At 28.6% G+C, this 19,520-nt stretch carries 19 protein-coding genes and 1 riboswitch; of the genes, 6 read left to right on the forward strand and 13 right to left on the reverse strand.

Annotated features, from left to right (window positions below):
• Positions 1–5: 5 nt before the first annotated feature.
• Genes ACQ3F0_RS07450 through ACQ3F0_RS07465 form a run of 4 tightly spaced genes read right to left on the reverse strand, consistent with a single transcriptional unit; the run spans position 6 to position 5,683 of the window.
• Positions 6–2,180: a hypothetical protein gene (locus ACQ3F0_RS07450; RefSeq protein ID WP_428864530.1), complete on the reverse strand. Its 2,175-nt coding sequence runs from the start codon at positions 2,178–2,180 to the stop codon at positions 6–8.
• 15 nt (positions 2,181–2,195) lie between these two features.
• A complete protein-coding gene (locus ACQ3F0_RS07455; protein WP_428864531.1) occupies positions 2,196–3,122 on the reverse strand; it encodes a hypothetical protein in 927 nt (308 codons plus the stop codon).
• Positions 3,097–5,313, reverse strand: a complete 2,217-nt coding sequence (locus ACQ3F0_RS07460; RefSeq protein WP_428864533.1) for an NAD-dependent epimerase/dehydratase family protein — start codon at positions 5,311–5,313, stop codon at positions 3,097–3,099. The genes ACQ3F0_RS07455 and ACQ3F0_RS07460 overlap by 26 nt, the downstream gene beginning before the upstream one ends.
• The gene (locus ACQ3F0_RS07465; RefSeq protein ID WP_428864534.1) at positions 5,300–5,683 is read right to left on the reverse strand and encodes a DUF2304 domain-containing protein; all 384 of its coding nucleotides are present in this window, start codon (positions 5,681–5,683) and stop codon (positions 5,300–5,302) included. The genes ACQ3F0_RS07460 and ACQ3F0_RS07465 overlap by 14 nt, the downstream gene beginning before the upstream one ends.
• 248 nt (positions 5,684–5,931) lie before the next feature.
• Positions 5,932–6,113: riboswitch (Lysine riboswitch) on the forward strand.
• Between the two features lie 109 nt (positions 6,114–6,222).
• Between ACQ3F0_RS07465 and ACQ3F0_RS07470 the strand changes: the two genes are divergently transcribed.
• The 4 genes from ACQ3F0_RS07470 to rarD all read left to right on the forward strand — a co-directional run bounded on the left by ACQ3F0_RS07470 (position 6,223) and on the right by rarD (position 9,848).
• Positions 6,223–7,068: a transporter substrate-binding domain-containing protein gene (locus tag ACQ3F0_RS07470; RefSeq protein ID WP_428864536.1), complete on the forward strand. Its 846-nt coding sequence runs from the start codon at positions 6,223–6,225 to the stop codon at positions 7,066–7,068.
• Between the two features lie 167 nt (positions 7,069–7,235).
• Positions 7,236–8,018, forward strand: coding sequence for an amino acid ABC transporter permease (locus ACQ3F0_RS07475; RefSeq protein ID WP_428864537.1), 783 nt, complete (start codon positions 7,236–7,238; stop codon positions 8,016–8,018).
• Between the two features lie 17 nt (positions 8,019–8,035).
• The gene (locus ACQ3F0_RS07480; RefSeq protein WP_428864539.1) at positions 8,036–8,776 is read left to right on the forward strand and encodes an amino acid ABC transporter ATP-binding protein; all 741 of its coding nucleotides are present in this window, start codon (positions 8,036–8,038) and stop codon (positions 8,774–8,776) included.
• Between the two features lie 166 nt (positions 8,777–8,942).
• Positions 8,943–9,848 (forward strand): EamA family transporter RarD, encoded by a 906-nt coding sequence (gene rarD, locus ACQ3F0_RS07485; RefSeq protein ID WP_428864540.1) that lies wholly within the window; start codon positions 8,943–8,945, stop codon positions 9,846–9,848.
• Between the two features lie 2 nt (positions 9,849–9,850).
• On the opposite strand, the gene ACQ3F0_RS07490 is transcribed toward rarD, so the two are convergent.
• Positions 9,851–9,994 (reverse strand): hypothetical protein, encoded by a 144-nt coding sequence (locus ACQ3F0_RS07490; RefSeq protein WP_428864541.1) that lies wholly within the window; start codon positions 9,992–9,994, stop codon positions 9,851–9,853.
• Between the two features lie 131 nt (positions 9,995–10,125).
• Between ACQ3F0_RS07490 and ACQ3F0_RS07495 the strand changes: the two genes are divergently transcribed.
• Positions 10,126–11,322 (forward strand): hypothetical protein, encoded by a 1,197-nt coding sequence (locus ACQ3F0_RS07495; protein WP_428864542.1) that lies wholly within the window; start codon positions 10,126–10,128, stop codon positions 11,320–11,322.
• Positions 11,323–11,384: 62 nt separating this feature from the next.
• On the opposite strand, the gene ACQ3F0_RS07500 is transcribed toward ACQ3F0_RS07495, so the two are convergent.
• From ACQ3F0_RS07500 to ACQ3F0_RS07535, 8 genes are all read right to left on the reverse strand, one after another.
• On the reverse strand, positions 11,385–12,176 hold the full coding sequence (locus ACQ3F0_RS07500; protein ID WP_428864543.1) for an SDR family NAD(P)-dependent oxidoreductase: 792 nt from the start codon (positions 12,174–12,176) through the stop codon (positions 11,385–11,387).
• A gap of 72 nt (positions 12,177–12,248) precedes the next feature.
• Positions 12,249–12,794 carry a GyrI-like domain-containing protein gene (locus ACQ3F0_RS07505; RefSeq protein WP_428864544.1) on the reverse strand — a complete coding sequence of 182 codons (546 nt, stop codon included), beginning with the start codon at positions 12,792–12,794 and terminating at the stop codon, positions 12,249–12,251.
• A 68-nt stretch (positions 12,795–12,862) separates the two neighbouring features.
• Entirely contained in the window at positions 12,863–13,708 is an 846-nt protein-coding gene (locus ACQ3F0_RS07510; protein ID WP_428864545.1) for a MerR family transcriptional regulator, read from the reverse strand.
• Between the two features lie 45 nt (positions 13,709–13,753).
• Positions 13,754–14,134 carry a GNAT family N-acetyltransferase gene (locus ACQ3F0_RS07515; protein ID WP_428864546.1) on the reverse strand — a complete coding sequence of 127 codons (381 nt, stop codon included), beginning with the start codon at positions 14,132–14,134 and terminating at the stop codon, positions 13,754–13,756.
• A gap of 99 nt (positions 14,135–14,233) precedes the next feature.
• Positions 14,234–14,884 (reverse strand): hypothetical protein, encoded by a 651-nt coding sequence (locus ACQ3F0_RS07520; protein WP_428864547.1) that lies wholly within the window; start codon positions 14,882–14,884, stop codon positions 14,234–14,236.
• A complete protein-coding gene (locus ACQ3F0_RS07525; protein ID WP_428864548.1) occupies positions 14,881–15,744 on the reverse strand; it encodes a hypothetical protein in 864 nt (287 codons plus the stop codon). Before ACQ3F0_RS07525 ends, ACQ3F0_RS07520 begins: the two co-directional genes overlap by 4 nt.
• Before the next feature lie 2 nt (positions 15,745–15,746).
• On the reverse strand, positions 15,747–16,934 hold the full coding sequence (locus ACQ3F0_RS07530; RefSeq protein ID WP_428864550.1) for a WG repeat-containing protein: 1,188 nt from the start codon (positions 16,932–16,934) through the stop codon (positions 15,747–15,749).
• A gap of 149 nt (positions 16,935–17,083) precedes the next feature.
• On the reverse strand, positions 17,084–18,916 hold the full coding sequence (locus tag ACQ3F0_RS07535; protein ID WP_428864552.1) for a PocR ligand-binding domain-containing protein: 1,833 nt from the start codon (positions 18,914–18,916) through the stop codon (positions 17,084–17,086).
• Positions 18,917–19,110: 194 nt separating this feature from the next.
• On the opposite strand from ACQ3F0_RS07535, the gene ACQ3F0_RS07540 reads away from it, so the two are divergent.
• The gene (locus ACQ3F0_RS07540; RefSeq protein ID WP_428864554.1) at positions 19,111–19,464 is read left to right on the forward strand and encodes a nuclear transport factor 2 family protein; all 354 of its coding nucleotides are present in this window, start codon (positions 19,111–19,113) and stop codon (positions 19,462–19,464) included.
• Positions 19,465–19,520: the final 56 nt, after the last annotated feature.

Consider the following 19,520-nt stretch of genomic DNA (forward strand, 5'->3'; position numbering starts at 1 on the left):
CTTACCTATCTATCATCACTATTTGCATTTGCTCCGTAATTTATTGAAAAATTGTTAAGTGCATACTCGTTTTGTTCAATTCTATATACTAGAAATTCATCATCCTCATAGTAAACACTCATCTCTTTAGGAAAATATTTCTTATATTCTTCAGCCCAATAATATATTTTTGACATAAGGATTCTTCTATCCTCTTTATAATAAGCATTGTCTTTTTTACCCTTTTCAAGAGGTTTTTTTGCATCCTCGTAAGTAACCATATCTCTATTAACTATTTCTTTATCATTTTGATAGAATATATATCCATACAAATTTATAGGTCTTTTCTCTATATAGATAAACACATATTTTGTAGGAATTTTTATTTCTATATCTTCATTCCAGTTCTCTTGTTGCATAATAAAATCACTTAATTCATAGTGATATCCGTTATTCTGTATTACGCTCGTATCATTTACTGGAGAAACTATTGTCCATTTAAAATCATTATATTTTTCCATAATCTCACAATCAACTAACATTGCACCTTTGGTCTGAAAATAGTAAAAAGGAAGTAAAGGACGTACAAGCCCAAACTTTACAATAAACAAAAGAAAAACTGGAATTGCAATAAAAGTTACCACTGATCCTATTTTTTTTATTTTAGCTAATACCCTATATAATATTTCAAATGGTATTGCTATAAATATTGTTGAGAAATAATTTAAAAAAATAGCCACTCTCTTAGGTTCCATCACTGTAGGAATATTTAATGGTCTGCACAGCATTAAAAATATCAATAATAATCCAAAAATTCCAAAAGACAACTGATTTAGATTTTCTTCATTGTTGTTTCTTAATGCTATAAGAAATATACTGTGAAATATAGTTAAAGCTATTAAAATCAAAAGAGTGTTCATTATCCTAGTATCTAAGAATGCATACTTAGTAATTTCCTTCCTTGCTTCTCTTTTAAAATTATGCCAATCAGAATAAATATACATTTCTTCTAAATTATAATCTATTATTTCATCAGTGTTTTCATCACTATCTTCGTACTCATTTCCTTGTATTACACTAACTGCCCAATTCATTGATTGTTCCATTTTATGCCCCATAGCAAGTCCAGTTGCTAGAGGGGCTATAGCTACCACCGCACTTAAAACACCACATAATATTAACTTTATTAATAATTTTCTCTTAATAATTCTGTATAAATACGCAATACCTATGGATACGCATAAAACTAGTGCAATAATCGATATATAAAAATGTATACTTATTGTCATTGACAAACACATACCAAATAATATCAAGTTTCTCATTTTTTTATCTTTTAAGTAATCTAATAGAAATATCGCCATAGGCATTAACAAAATCATTCCATATTCTTGTGGAATAGAGAATTGGTATCGATAAATTGACTCAACAACATAAATATTAGCTAATGAATATACCATTAAAGCAAGTAGTGCTGCATATTTAGATTCCAATATTTTCCTAAGTCCAAAATATAGCATTGTCATAATCAGTATCATTGATACAATTCCGAAAGAATTTATAACTCTAACAGCTTTAAATCCAAAAATCACTGAAATTGCAGATATAATATTGTGAAATCCATGTGGGTAAACACCTGATGGAAATATATTACCGCCTATAAGAGATTGAATCCAGTACAGATGAACTTCCTCATCAGGAGCTGCCAAACTCACAAAATTGATGCTATTGTAACTATAGTAGTATAAGTTGTAGCACATTATTGATAAAAAAATAATCCACTCAAGTTTTTTACTACTGAATAGTTCTTTTCCAAAAGATTTTAAGCTTAATCTGATGTTAACTAATTTTCTTTGTAAAAATAATTTTACTCCGTACTCTCCATCCAATAAGTGTTTGATTGTATCTCTGCTTTCTTCATATATCTTTTTAGCATTTTTTTTATCTAAAATAATTCTAATAAAAAGAGTCATACATAATAAAGTAATTATTAAAACTAACTTATTAAATATATTTAAGTAAGCCAGTATGAAAACAATATTTATTACATAAAAATTTCCTACCACTAAATACATTACAAATCTTTTAAATATGTTTTCATCTTTTGCAATAGGCTTTATCATAAAGGACGTAACTAGTATTATTAAAATAAAATAAGCTATAAAAACATTAACTAAGTCAATTATACTTTGAATATGCAATAGGACACCTCTTTCCTAATGACTAAAAAAACGTACCATTTCAAACATTTCATGATCTAAATGCACATCAGATTTTTTCAATTTTTCCAATAGTAATAAAAATTTATTTCTATTCTCTGTGGTGTAATAATATCTTAATCCAGCTTTGTAACTTGCTAATTCATCTTCATTGTTAACAAGTGCTTTTTCAACCCAAACTTCAGCTTTTTTCTCATCACGCACTTGAAGCAAAATACAAACTAATTTATTATATAATTCTCCCGAAACTTCAGATGGTAAGTGTTTTTCCATTGTTAATACCAATTTTTCAAATAAACTACAATAAATCCTTTGCTCTGCTGATGATAATATATTTTGTGATAAAAAGTTATCTAGAAAATCTATATATTTATTGCATAGTTCACTATTTTCCATATCCTTATAGTAGTTATCTCTTAATTCTTTTTCATTTATCTTGAATTCATTAATAATATCAGAAATTGCTGATGCTGCATAATGGGATACTTCACTATCTCTGTGTTCTAAAGCTTTCAATAATGCTTTTTCAGAGCCACTACTATCTTCCCTTACTACATCAAGAAGTAATTTTCTTACACTATTTTTATCAGAAACTATTAAAGCATCTTCAAGCGCAACTTTGTTTAATGCACTTTCCATATTCGCTTTTGATATTACTTTTATTTTTTCCTTACTAAAACTTAATTCTTTTAAGTTAATTTTACTTTTTTTTCTTTTAAAGTATATTTCATATACAATCCATGAAAAGAATAAATATAAAGGCCCTACTAATGGACATATGATGATAAAAAGACTCATCATGATTCCACCAGGTAAATCTTTTATCATCCATTTAAAAAACAAATATACAAGTGCAATAATAAAATTAATCAACAAAATATAAATAATTATATCAATTTTATCTATTGGGTAATTGTCCAACATCGCTACCACCAATTCCTAAAATTTTCTTTAATCTATCAATAACAAATGAAGCCTCTTCTTGATTTGCATTAGTCAAAAGAATATATGTTTCATTATCACTATTTAAACCTATATAATCCGTATCCCTAACTTGTTGTTTCAACAAAGAGTAAAATGCTTCTTCGGATAAATGCTCATTAGCTTTTACCTTTACTAATGTGAAATCAACTAAATTCTCTTTTTTACCATACATATATAAATTAAGTATTTTTCTAAATGATTCAGTATCCATAACATCGCCGAATTTCCTGTTATAAGATTTATTTATATTTTCCATATACTCATATGCTTTACCCATTGTTCGCTCAACAAGTTTACATAGCACACCAAAAATGTTTAATTCATAAAGGTTATTATTTTCAAAAGGTATTGACCAAATCATAATAATTGTCTGTAATTGTCCATCCTTATAAGTTCCTCCAGCCATCATAGGGTAATCAGGATTCATATCATTGTTTACGTATATTTCTCTCCTCTTTAGTTTTGCATACATATCCATATGTGAAGTTATTTTTACTGACTTTTTCATTTTCTTTGCTTTCTCAGAAGATGCCGCCATTAATCTACAAAATTCAGTATTTTTGTCACATGTGTAGATAGTTACATCACGACTATTCATTATTTCGCCTATAACTCCAACAGATTTAAATACAACACCTTCTGGCTCTATCGCATCTAATTGTGATACAATATTGTATATCTTAGCAAAACTATCTTTATAATTTATAAGCCTTTTTTCGTATAAACTCTTAACTTCAACATTACTATTATTTATATCTTTAATATTTTCAAGTTCTAATAGTAAATCTTCTATTTCGTCATTTAAATCTTCATCTTTCCTCTTGTATTTATCCTTTAAATATCCTACTAAAATACCTATAGTGAATATTTCAAGAATCCAAAGAATGATATTATCTCCATCAAAACCAAAATATTGACTATTCCATGACAATACAATATATATTTTCCCTATAATACTAAGTAAAACAGAAAATATAGCTTGTACATATCCATAGATTATGGCAATAATTATCACATATAATAAATAAACATCAATTATCTCATGAAAGCTTAACCCTTTAGTAAGAATAATAAATAATTGCAGTATTAAAAAAAAGAGTGCGTTTTCAATTAATGGGAAAATTTTACTCCTTGTTCTATCACTAAATTTAAACAAATTGTTTGCCAAAGATAGTTTTCCTTTATTTTTTTTATTTTCGTCCGTTACATCAGTCCATTTCTTTTCTATAACTCTAAATACATTTTTTATTCCATTTTTTATATCATAATTTTCAACTTTCCCTAGTTTTTTAGTGTTTTCTGATTGGTACTTATGGTTATATTTATTATTTGAAAACTGCATTATATCAATTTCAATTTTTCCACCTGTTATTTCTTCTAATATCTCCACCAACTGCTTTTCTGTAAAAGTGGAAGTATCTTGAGCTGTTATGTGGTATATTGTATTTTCCATTGAATCTTTGTCTATAATTCTATTTATATATTCCACAACACTATCAACATAAATTAAGTTATGTTGAATATTATAAACTCTAACAGTTCCGCCCTTTATAACATCTTTACATATGCTTGTACATATATTATCTTCTAAAACTTCATCTTTAAATTTTCCATATACTTCACTAACTCGAGCAATACTTACAGCGAAATTGAATTCTTTATGATAAGTCATGCAGATTTTTTCACCCATTAAAATTGCTTTATCACGATTATTTACAGCAATTGGCTCCGTATCTTCTGTAATTATATTTTCTGAATTGCCAGAGAATATAGAGCATGAAGAAATATATATAAATTGTTCTAGATTTAAGTCTTTACAATAAACCATAACATTAGTTATACCTGCTATATACTTTGAAGCTTGTTTAGATTCATTTTTCCAATCAAACCCCTTATCTAATGCACCAGCAAATATCACAGTATCAGGCTCAACACTCATCAATATATATGAGATACTATCATTGTCATAGGCAAAATTGTACTCTTGAAAAACCTCTACCGGTTTTGCCCTACCCTTTCTAACATTACCAGTTACAACAAAAATCTGATGATCTTCTTTTTTCAATCTTGAAATTAAATTTAAAGTAAATACATTATAATCTCCGAAAATTAGTATTTTAATGAGAATCAACCTCCTCACTATTTAACTTCAATTTTTCTTTTAACTTTTCATTTTCAGTATTTAACAAAGCAACCTGCATAAATAATTCTCTGATTTGATTACTTTGAATGGATATAACAACGGTGTTTTTTAAAACAATAAATAATAATCCTATATATCCAATCAAGAAAATAATAGAAGGAGGATACCATATTCCTAACGAGTCTGCTATAACTGTAATTATTGAAGGAAAAAAACCTAGTATTATTGCTGCAACGCCAATAATTAACCATAATACTGACTGAGATTCAGTCATATTTTTATTTACCATTAATTTTAAAACAAAAATAATTAATATGATTCCTGTTAGTACAGCACCGATATTAACCAAAATACTCATAAGTATCATCTCATTTCTAATTTTTACATCATATTCCAGTATAATTTTACAAATTACTTAATTACATTGTATCATAAATTTTAGTTCATTTAAAATATGGATTATAGATACGAAGTATTGAATCATTTACATAAAATCTAATAAATGTAATAAAAACTAGAGTTTTATGAAGAAAGTGCAATTTTTATTGACATGTTCATAAAAGTGTTATAATATATGTATATCAATTTAATATGACCTCACTTTTCAGGTGAGGTAGAGGCGCGATATTTAACAGTCCCTAGTGGAGCTTGAGGAGCATTGATACTAAGGAGAAGGAAATGTCGCCGAAGCAAATAATACTCTCAATGTTATTTGCTGGGTCTGTAGTTAAGAACTGCAGGACTGTCTTAATAAACTACCCGTTTTATTAAGGTGTGCTATCTCCATTAGGGAAAGATGAGGACTAAAAAGCAAATTTAGTATTTTGCGACCTGAGTTCATCTCAGGTCGTTTTTTATTTTACAAAACTTAAACAAAATATCAAGGGGGAAAAAATTATGAAAAAAAAGCTATCACTATTAGCAATGGGGTTATCAGTATTTATGTTATTAACAGCATGTGGATCAAAAGGAAATACAACAGATACAAAAGCATCTGAGGAAACACAAAAAGAAACTTTAAAGGTAGGTCTTGAAGCTGGATATGCACCATTTAACTGGACTCAAATGGATGATTCAAATGGTGCTGTTAAAATTGATGAAAGTTCAGAATTTGCAGGCGGATATGATGTAGAAATAGCTAAAAAAATAGCTGACAGTCTTGGAAAAGAGTTAGTTATAGTTAAAACAGAATGGGATGGACTTGTACCAGCATTACTTTCTGAAAAAATAGATGTAATTGTTGCAGGTATGTCACCAACTGCTGAGCGTAAAGAAACAATAGATTTCTCAGACAATTATTACAAATCAGATTTAGTTATGGTTGTTAAAAATGGTGGAGCATATGATGCTGCTACTTCTATTCAAGATTTTAAAGGAGCTAAAATAACAGCTCAATTAAATACATTTCACTATACTGTAATTGATCAAATTGAAGGTGTTGTTAAAGAACAAGCTATGGACAACTTCCCTGCAATGAGAGTTGCTCTTGAAGCTGGCATGATTGATGGATATGTGTCTGAGCGTCCAGAAGGCGTTAGTGCTGCAGCTGCAAATGAAAACTTTAAAATGGTAGAATTCACTGATAAATTCGAAACATCTGATGATGATACAGCAGTAGCTGTAGGTGTTGTAAAAGATAGTGAATTAACTGAAAAAATAAATGAAGCTTTAGCTGGTATATCTGAAGAAGATAGAACAAGCATCATGGATAATGCTATAAAAAATCAACCAGCATCTAACTAAAGATCATTTTAACCCAGCTGCATTTTTAGACAAACCACTTCAACTAATAATTTATACATGTACCATAACTCCCAATTACTAGAGATTTTGGAACATGTATAAATTGAGTTTACGTAAGGTTTATCTATTATGTAGCGGGTTTTATTATATTTTCAAGGAGGAATAAAATGACTATTGATTGGATAGTAAAAATTGTTTCAGAAAACTGGCCAATGTTTCTTCGTGGAGCTGGTGTAACACTTTTAATTTCTATGACTGGTACTATTTTAGGTTCTATCATAGGTTTATTAGTAGGGGTTATACGTACTATCCCAATGCCTGAACGAGGACTAAAAAAAATCATTCTTAAATTTATTAATATTTTACTTTCTATTTATATAGAAGTTTTCCGTGGAACACCTATGATTGTACAAGCGATGGTAATTTATTATGGATCTGCCATAGCCTTTGGAATAAATATGAATAAGCTGTATGCCGCAATTTTCATTGTTACTATTAACACAGGTGCTTATATGTCAGAAATCGTCCGTGGAGGTATTGTTTCTATAGATAAAGGACAATTTGAAGCAGCTCATGCTATAGGTATGAATCATATTCAAACTATGTTAAACGTTGTTCTACCACAAGTAATTCGAAATATTCTACCTGCTACCGGAAATGAATTTGTAATTAATATAAAAGATACTTCTGTATTAAATGTAATTGCAGTATCGGAATTATATTTCCAAACAAAATCAATTGCTGGAAACAATTTTAGATTTTTCGAATCATTCTTTGTTGCATGTGTACTTTATTTTATAATGACCTTTACAGTAACAAGAATTTTACGTTATTTCGAAAGAAAATTAGATGGTCCGGAAGATTACATTATGTATGCTAATCAAATGCAAGTAGAAACACCAGAGGATATGTTGCATAGAACAAAAGGTAATGATGAAAATAAATATTAGCCGAAGGAGGAGAAAATATGGAAAAAGTGATTGATATTCAACATTTAAGTAAATCCTTTGGAACTCATGAAGTATTAAAGGATATTGATTTTTCAGTAAATAAGGGAGAAGTGGTTTGTATCATTGGTTCTTCTGGCTCTGGTAAATCAACCCTTCTTCGTTGTGTTAATCTTTTGGAAAAGCCAAATGGTGGTCAAATCATCTATCATGGTGAAAATATTTTAGATGATAACCATAATATATATGAATATCGTACAAAGCTAGGTATGGTATTTCAACAATTTAACTTATTTAATAATCACAATGTTTTAAATAATTGCATAGTAGGACAAATAAAAGTTTTGAAACGTTCTAAAGAAGAAGCGGAAAAAGTAGCAATGAAATATTTAAGAGTCGTTGGAATGGAGCAATTTGTTAATGCAAAACCAAAACAATTATCTGGTGGTCAAAAACAACGTGTAGCTATTGCTAGAGCACTTTCTATGGAGCCGGATGTTATGTTGTTTGATGAGCCAACATCAGCTCTTGACCCTGAAATGGTAGGAGAAGTTCTTAAAGTTATGAAGGAACTTGCAGAATTAGGACTTACTATGTTAATAGTAACTCATGAAATGGAATTTGCTAAAGAAGTTGCTGATCGTGTAGTATTTATGGATAAAGGGGTTATCGCTGAAGAAGGCGATGCCAACACAATCTTTAACAATCCAACTCAAGAACGTACTAAAGAATTCTTAAAACGTACTTTAGATCAAGTTTAAAAAGAAGGACTTTATTTAAAAGTTCTTCTTTTTTCTATACCTAAACAGGGATTGGAAACAATAGACAATTCTCTATTACAAACTATCACTCTACTTCATAATGGTATAAAAGCCCAGAAGGTCTAGCTATAATGTCTTTAACTGCTAAAAGGAGGTACAATATTAAATGGACAAAAAAAAATTATCTGGATATATTTATGTGTTCACTTCTTATTTAATATGGGGTATATTGCCGATTTATTGGAAACAATTGTCGATTTTAAGCTCTGTAGAATTATTGGCTATAAGAATTATTATGGCAACTGTTTCATTCATAGCCATTGTTTACATTACTAAAAATATTCATTTTATCGATTATTTAAAGAATAAGAAGACACGCCTTCAGTTATTGTTATCATCATTTTTTATAGCAATTAATTGGGGAGTGTTTATTTATGCAGTAAATTCAGGGTACGTTGTACAAGCTAGTCTTGGTTATTATATTAATCCTCTAGTCAGTGTGTTTTTAGGGATTTTTATACTGAAAGAAAAATTATCAAAAATTCAATACTTTGCTATATTTTTAGCTCTCATTGGTGTTTTATATATGGCCATCAGTCATGGACAATTTCCATGGATATCACTATTATTGGCTTTTAGTTTTGCTTTATATGGTCTATTGAAAAAGTTATATCAATTAGATTCATTAAATAGCTTACTAGCTGAGATAATATTTTTACTACCCTTTATGATATTTGCCTTAGCTTTTGGCGATGAAAGAGGACAATGGGTATTATCCTCCAGTTTGTATGAGTGGATTTTTATTCTATTGGCCGGTGTTGTTACCATTGTTCCATTATATCTTTTTTCTGAAGGAGCAAAAAGGATTCCCTTATCAGCTGTTGGTTTCTTACAATATATTGAACCAACACTTATGCTCACCATTGGTGTACTTTTATATGGCGAAGCGTTTACTTTACAACATGGGATAAGCTTTGGATTCATATGGTTGGGACTAATTATATATTCTGTCAGCAACTTTACCCAATACTTGTCCATAGAATCTACTAAAACAGTAAAAAAATCATTGTAAACTTAAAATGCTCCCATTCCAAAGCATATAACGGCACCAATTAATACAAATATCTGTTCAAACGGGTTATTTATTAAATATTTTAAATACTCTAAAGTTATTTCTATAATATTATTAATTGTAAAGTCTAACTTTGCTGTCAACATAATATGCTCAATAAAGGCGATAAAAATCAGTATACTAGAACTTAATTAAGATTTTGCAATTACTCCACGAAGTATGAATAGAATACTATATAGGTAAAAAATATTAATTTATACTTTAAGGAGAATTTTAAATGAGTAAAAGAAAGATTCTAAAAACAACTCCCATTGTTACTTTAGATAAATTTCCCAAACTAGGAGTGGAAACTGTAGACAATCCCCGAGTACAAAGAGCAATAGATAGCATATCCAAAGGAACATTATTTTTACCACCTACCACTCTATATTTTGATGGAAGTGTAACCCTGAAAGAAAATGTTTTTGTGATGGGAAGTGGAATAGGTAGGACAATTATTGATTTAGGATTAAATAAATCTGTAATTCCATTTACTACCCCTAAACCTGCACTAAAAGTACTTACACAAACTAATAACTTACTTATTGGTGATACCAAAAATATCATTAATAATGATTTGCATGAAGGTGACCACATTACTTACCGCTCTACAAACAGATTTACTGAAGAATGGGATAATGGGGTTTCTATTCGTGATTACTATACAAAAGGTGAAATAATGAAAATCGTAGAAACAGCACCTACACAATTAACATTTTCAGAAGCCTGCCACTTAGATTTTCCGCATATTAATAGCAAAGGTACCGAAGCCTTTACACCAACAAAAAACATTGGTATCAGTGATTTAACTATTGGCAGAAATAAAGATTCAAAATCATATGGAGTCTCTGTATTGATACAATATTGTGATAGAGCTTATGTTAAAAACATTGAATCTATAAATACAAATGATTCTGGTATAAAAATTTCTAAAAGCAGAAATGTTCTAGTAGAAAATTGTTATATAGCTGGAGGATCTAAAAAATTAGGATTAAACTATGGTGTAGTTATTATCGATGGCAGTAAACATGTGAATCTTTACAACATTCACACTACTAATTGCAGGCACGGCATTGCTGGTGGTGGTACAGGTTATGCAAATCCTATGGACCTAATAGCGGATAGATTATTTATAGACCATTCTCAATCGCACTCCCTTGACACACATGGTAATTGCATGAATTTCACATTTTTAAATGCTAAAATTGATAAAGGATTATCATTGTCAGGTATAGGTCACATAGCAAAAAATATTCTATCAAAAAGCGGTCACTTTGGTCCTTATGAAGGCGGTACAGATCATTCATATGAAAACATCACTTATTTTAATTGTACAGGGACCTTTACTAATAAGATTGTAAAAAGAATTCAAATTAAAAATTTTGTGGTTAATAATTTTAATTTCACTATAAAAACCCGAAATTCTTTTGAATAGAATTTCGGGGTTTTCCTATTATGTATGAGCAAATGTATTGCATCTATGACAGCACACCTTGCTTATTTACCAAAAATCCTTTTAATTTGAATAAATGTACCGTGAAGGCAAGGGGCAACATATCTATCTTTAACTTTAACATCTTCAACCGCTTTTATATATTCATTAACAATGGATTTAGTGTTTTTTACTTCAGTTAATTTAAAGTATCTATATTGCTTTTTTTGGAGTGAATGAATATTTTGCTTAAAATAAGAACTTTTCTTCATCCAAGTAAATTGTTTTGCTATATTCTTTTGATTAAATCCAGTGGCATAAGCCCCAGGTTCTATTATAGATACATCTATTTCAGTAGATTTTAACTCCTTTAGTTCTTGCTTTAAAGATGTAGCAATTGCTTCAATAGCAAATTTTGTAGCTGTATAAGGTGATAAAAAGGGTATAGTCACTCTTCCACCTAATGATGATACAAAAACAATACGACCAGAGCCTTTTTTTATCATATCCTTAAGAACTCTTTTTGTTAATTCAATACTTGAAAATACATTAGTTTCAAAGGTTTGTCTATATCTATCAACATCTATTTCACTTACAGAACCCGAGTCTCCAATGGCTGCATTATTTATCAATACATCTATAGATAAATCATCAACTAAAGATCTATCATTAGCAGATAAAATATCCAACTTAAAACTTTTAAGTGGAAGATGGTTATCCTTTGCTATTTTATTTAACAAATCTGCTTGCTCTATTGAGTGAGTAGTTGCATATACATAATGCCCTCTAGAACTCAATGCAATAGCTGCATCTTTTCCAAGACCTGTACCAGAACCTGTAATTAAAACTTTTTTCATAGATTATTACCACCACTAGATTTATTTTAGTAATATTATACCCATATTTACAAGATTTAATAATAGAAAAGACTAGTTCATTATATAAATAATCTTTTTAGCTGGAACATCATAAACTTCCATTATTTCCTTCTGTTTTAACCCATTCTTTTCTACATACTTATTAATTTCAGGATAAACCTTCATAATCCCAACAAAAACTGAAAACGCATTTTTAAATGGAAACTCTACAACTATAGATTTTTGTTTTGGTGTTTCTGTAACTTTAAAATTATTTTCTTTCAGTTTTTCAATGTTATTATAATCCGATTTCTCCAAAATGCAACCAGCTATACTTCTTAATTCTTCCCTGGAAACCTTTTTGGGATCATCATAATACACTCCAAAGCCCTTAAAAGTTTCAATGCCATATTCATTTAAAAGCGAATCGTAAATATTGTCTTGTATCTTTCGTGTTCCCTTATAGTCTCCTTTATGGTCATCGTATACTAAAACGTATGGTCCCATTTCTTTTTCTTCAACAACAATTTTAGAAAAGAACCCAACATAATTTAAAAATAAAACTATTGCTACTATAATTAATAAAAGCACTCCTAAAGTAATTTTTATAGCATTCATTTATATCTCCTCCTCAAAATATTTCATAATAAAATTATAAACTCTACAGATACTGTAGAGTCAAGAAATTAATATATCTTTTTTACCGGTAATATTACTTCAGTTATGTACTCATCCTCACAACTAGTAGTTATAGCATCAATAATATAATTTTCAACAGCTTCTCCTACAAAAACTAAGTTATTCTTCTCTAGCCAATCTAACATTTTCTTATAGGTTTGACTCATTGTTTGATAACTTCCATAATGATAAGCTACTGCGCCAAGAAAACCTCCAAACTTCCTGACAGCATTATCATGTTCTCTATTCTCACCAACTTTAACACACACTTCTATATCTGCTTGAGTGTAATCAAAATTTCTATAATCATCATAATAAATAGCCATCATTGTACCAGCCATTTGAAAACCATTCTTTTCTACTATATTATTTAACTTTGTAAATCTTAAATAAAATTCATCTTGGTTGCATAATCCAGTATATCTTGAATATGCAACATATGAAACAGGAATGTCTTTTACATGAATATCAATAGAATTAGTCAAGTTTTGGTCATTACTTGTCATCTTCTGAAGATAAAGGTTTAGTTTATTCTTTAATGATGTGAGTTTCAATATATTTGTTTCAATTTCTTGGCTTTTACATTTAATCATTTGCTGACTATATTCCAAATCATTTCTTTCTAGAAGCTTTTTAATTTGGTTAAGCGAGAAACCAGCCACCTTAAAATATTTAATGGTATTTATCTCAAGTAATTGTTCATGAGAATAGTAACGATAATTATTTATGGAATCAACTTTTGCTGGTTTTAATAAACCAATATCATCATAATGATGTAAAGTTCTGATAGGTATATTGCAAATCTTAGATATCTTTCCAATTTTATAATATTTAACTTCTGCTTCTTTCTTCATACTAAATCCCCCAATTTCAGTATTCTCGCTCATTCTTTTGTACAATTAATCCCATTGTCCTGGAAATCTTAATTTTTGTAGTTGTGGAAATTTTTTATTATATTCTTCTACTTCTTCCTTTGGAAGATTTTCAAAAACTTCTGCTTCATAGAATTTTCCTTTTATTCCTTTCATGCTATTTTCTGCTAATTCAATTCCCATAAATGCAGCAAAGTTTTTACCATCAGCAGTTGTAATATTAAAATCATCACATGTTTTAAATCCTATTCTAGGATAATAATCTGGTTCTCCAAAAATTACAATACCTTTATACCCTTTATTTACAGCTAAGTTCATCGTTTCTCTTAGTAACAGCTCACCAACTCCACATCCTTGCCATTTAGACTCTACGCAAAGAGGTCCAAAGGTTATAATTTCATATTCCATAGTCTTTATCCTCTCTTTTTTATATTAGTTATTGTCTTAGAGTAAGTTTGCTATTAAATAGTATCCATTTATTAATTGCTGTCTAACCTCATAATCTAACTATTGATCATTTGATAACACTTTAACTTTATGCCATTTAATATCTTTTCCATTTAAAAAACCTGTACCTTTTGGAACTCCATAATAGTATTTCTCTTTTCCAAACTTATCTACTGCAACTACATCAACTAAATCCCAGTTTATAGAATTATCTATTACTATTATTTCAGGATTATCAACCTGGATTTTTCTTTCAATTATTTTAGATTCTTGCCTAATAATAATTGAATCTATATTCTCATCATCAGATTTAACCATAAATAAATTAACTGTTTTTCCCTTTCCATTACTGTAAAACATACTTCCTATTGTTTTAATTGGATCATTTTTATTTCCATAAAGCCTTACATACAAATGACTAACATACATAAAAAACTTTTTTTCTGAGATTGTGGTATAATACATGTCATTATCTTCATCATAATAAAAATGAATATATGCCCAATCTAAATCTATTTCATCTAATAATTCAAACTCTTTTTGGATGAAACCACTCACTCTAGAAGCTGCAAGCGGACTTATTCTAAATCCTGCTTTGAAAATTAATATAAACCCAATAAATATCAAGATTACTAACAAACTAATCCAATTTTTCCTTTTAGCCTTATCTCTCTTAGTTCCTATCTTTTTATATTTATGTATAAATATCATGAAAATTCAACCACTCTCTCTTCCCAAGTTGGCCATATTTTTTTTATTTCTTTAATTAACCATTCACCATAAACAAAATAATATCCTTCATGATTTTCTTCTATCATCCAGTCCATTTCATCTGAACACCAATATTTATTAAATCCATCTGCAAAAAATAACCCTACTCTAGATATATCCATTGCTAATATATCCATGTAGTATGATGCTGAATCTATACCTCCATTATTTATTTCATATATCTTTTCAATTTTATTACGACTAAAGATTTCAAGTAAATTATTAGTTTTAATTTCCTCTAAAAAATCCTCTTTATCAAAACATATAATATTTATGTTTTTTAATGTTAGATTATCTCTTTTTAAATCTATTTTATGCTTCACTCCATTTATTTTTTCTTTTGATATTACCCTTCTAGAAAATATTAATTCTAAATTTTTTAGGCATATTTCATCACTGTTTTCAATATAGTTAAAAAATTTTTGTTTTTCTTTATTACAAATTTCAATTCTCAATTCATTGGATATATCACTATAATAAATTCTTTCACTTATATTAGCTGTTTCACATGCCAACATTATTGATTTCTTTATTTCGTCTAATGAATGAAAATCTTCTGGAAATATACTTTCTATGCTATTTAAAATAACACGTACTATATCTTTTCTAATAATCCAATAAGGATGTTTTTTATTAAAATCCTCATATATCTCAATTTCTTTATTTATATTATTATCTGTTTCATTATGGCTTTCCTCAATTATTTTCCATAACTTTGTGAGCTCATTTTTAAAATTTTCCTGTATATCGATAAAATATTTCCTTGATAAATCGTGAAATGCCAAAATTTTTTCATACATTTCTATAAAATGTCCCCTTCCCTTAATAATTGACCATCACTATTGAAATAAAACTGTTTAACTTCTGTAATTAAATTTATTACATCCTTATCTTGGTTATATTCAAATATTAGGCCAATACCTATTTTATGTTCATTTTTTACATTCAAATTTTCATCAAAAAAATAAATAGTATCTCTATCCTTTAATATTATAGTTTTGTCCATCCTATAACACATCTCGTAAATAGGTTTTATAACCTCTTCTCCTGTAACACTAAAAACTCCATATAAATCATTTTGTTTAAAAATAAACCACCCATTATCTTCTGCAGAAATATATATATCATCATATTTAGTCTCTACAATAACCTCTCCTTTTGAATTAATAATTCCTACCTTATTGTTTTCATATATTTGAGCGTATCCATTTTTAAATTCTCGCATAGGCATAGATTGGGGGTTAATAACCCATTCTCCTTTATTATCTATATACCCTCTTTTCCCATCTAATTCTACATGAGCTATACCTTCTGAAAAACCAAACGCTTTATCAAATTTCGGTTCTATAGCCCAATCTCTATTTTTATCTATGTATCCCCATTTTCCCTTAATTTCTACTGCAGATAAGTTTTCAGCAAATTCAAATCCACTATCAAATTTAGGCTCTATAACCCATTCCCCAAATCTATCTATGTATCCCCATTTATTATTTAATTCTGCTGCCGCTAACTCTTCGGAAAAATCTAACCTATTATTAAATTTCGGTTCTATAATCCATTCACCATTTTTATCTATACAACCGTTTTTATTCTCCTTTTGTATATGCCACAAACCATCATAAGTTCCAGTATAGAATCCATCAATATCACATATTTTATTATCATTTTTATCAATCAAATATTCATAATCATTAATATCTTTTACACAAGCTATTCCCTCATAGAATGGAGTAACTGCTTTATATTTTGGTTCTATTACTGTTTGTCCATTTTTATCCATAAAACCATAAATGACATTATTTCTATCATATTTATTATCCTCATATTTACGTATTATATATAATTCGCTATTTTCAGTATCATCAATACCTTCAACGACATTTATTTCATCTTTATCTAAGTTTGAAATAAAGTTTAATGTTACGATACCAAATATAATAAGTATTAGTATAAATATTATTGTTCTTTTATCTCTTTTACTGATTGTCATTTTAACGAATCCCCTTATCATTGCTAGCTCTTATTTTGTTTTAATTCAAAAGACTCTTAAACAAGTTCGTCACCTTGTCCTCCTCACTAGGAACCCTAATGTTAAATAAAATTTTCTTCATATAATATAAGAGTGAGTGTTATACTACTCTAATTCTTCTCATAAATATCGGAAAATTCAATATTAAATACTTCTACTCTATTATTATTAAATGGTTTATTTACCTTAGTAGATTTTAAAGGCTTGTCCTTAACTATTGGGAAGAATATCTTATACTCACTCCCCTTTCCTAATTCACTTTCCAATTCAATTCTGCCATTTTGAATTTCCACCAATGATTTTACAAGTGAAAGTCCTATACCACTACCTTCGTTTGTTCTAGCAAAAGATTTATCCACTTGTCTAAACCTCTCAAAGATTATTTCTTGCTTTTCTTTTGCTATACCTATTCCTGTATCTTTAATAATTATACAAACATTATCAGCTTCTTCGGTAATGCTCACAGTTATTTTTCCACCTGAAGGTGTAAATTTAACTGCATTAGATAATATGTTCAATAAAATTCTTTCAATCTTTTCACTGTCACATGCTATTACTCTTTCAGAAATCTCCTTTTTAAAACTAAAAATCAATTGATTACTTTCTATATAGTCCTTAACTGTAAAAGATATCTCTTCTACTAAGCTAACTATGTTTTGATTTTCTAATTTTACGTCCATATATCCTGAATCAATTTTCGTTATATCAATAAGATTATTCACTAGTTTTAATAGTCTATAGCAGTTTTGTCTCATTATCTTTCTATATTTATTGTTTTTATCAATATAAGTATTTATATTGTCACCTTCAGAATACATTTCCAAAACCTGTAAAGCGCTTATAATAACATTTAAAGGAGTTCTAAATTCATGAGATATATTTGAAAAGAATTCTGTTTTTAGTTTATCATACGACACAGCTTCGTCAAATAATCTACTAAATTCTTCTGCTTCTTTTTTATAGCTAAATTTTCTAATAATAATTAAATATCCATTCAATTCGTCATAGGTATATTTGCTCACTCCTACGTTAACATCTATTGCTTTATTATCCTTTTTTCTTATCACTTTTAGTTCAACAAAAGGTAAATCATGTCCTTTATTTACTTTTTCCATAACATGTTTTATCTTTTCTTCATAAGTATGGTGAATCTTTAAGTATTCTTTTTCATGTACTCCTATCATATCAGTTATTTTACTTACACCAAAGAAATTTTGAGCTGCTTCGTTTGCAAATTGTATCTTACCGTCAACTACTACATATATCACATCCGGAAGAAAATCTATAAGACTTCTATATTTCTCTCTGCTCTCTCTATACATAAAGCTAGTTTTAATTAACTCCATAGTTCTTTTATTAATCTCTTTTTCAAGCAATTGGTTGCTAGATTTTATAATATCTCCTTGTTCTTTTACTATTAATTCTTTATAACTTCCCTTTACTATAGTAGAACTGGCCCTAGCAAGAAAATTTTTATAACTTCCTAATTTTTCTATGGGTATAATAGGTATTTGACTTAATGCCTCTAAATACTCTTCTGTATTAAATCCGTATAATTCTGCCTTATTAATATAATATTCTAAATCCGCTTCTCTAGTAAAAAATTGCCCCATTTGAATATATCCAATTATTTCACCGAAAATTTTTATTGGTACTGATAATATTCCCATACCAAAATGGCATTTTGTCAATTCTTTATTGGGACATACCAGTAAGTGTTTATCTGTTGTACATTTAATACTAAGATCTTTGTTAGCTCCATGAAATTTTTCACATAAAGCACTACTTTTTGACCTTAATAGAATCTTCCCTTCACTATCAATAATCATAATTGTTGTATTGTTCATATCGCCAAAGTCTTGTATTAAAGGTTTTATATCATTACTATCAATAAGTTCCTCAAGTTTATACATTTTATCACCACATACTCTATTTTTATACATAATTTTACCATCTTAAGAATATTATATCAAAATAGTTGGGTAAATGTCACATTTATTTGTATATATAAACATATTATAGATAAAATTGTATATTTAGATAGTGATACACGCGTAAGCTTGACTTAAATAATGAACAATTGTAATATATAATGAAGTGAATTAAAGATTATTTCATTTACTAGGAGGTGAATTATATGAAGCCAAAAGAAATACTTTGTCAATGGGTTGACGCATTTAACAATGCAGATACAGAAATTATTTCAGAATTATATGATGATAATGCAATAAACCATCAGGTTGCCAATGAGCCCGTTACAGGGAAAGATGCTATAAGAAAAATGTTTGAACAAGAGTTTTCTCAAGCAAAAATGGTTTGTATCGTTGAAAATATTTTTGAAGATGGGCAGTGGGCAATTTTGGAATGGCGTGACCCATTAGGTTTGAGGGGGTGCGGTTTTTTTCAAATAGTGAATGATAAGATTTTATTTCAAAGAGGTTACTGGGATAAACTTTCTTTCTTGAAACAGCACAATTTACCTATTGAATAGAACGAGGGCTATTCTTATTTGGAGTAATATACATTCTTCTTATATTATTTCATCAA

This window comes from Clostridium sediminicola (assembly GCF_050402865.1).
GTDB lineage: Bacteria > Bacillota > Clostridia > Clostridiales > Clostridiaceae > Clostridium_AF > Clostridium_AF sediminicola.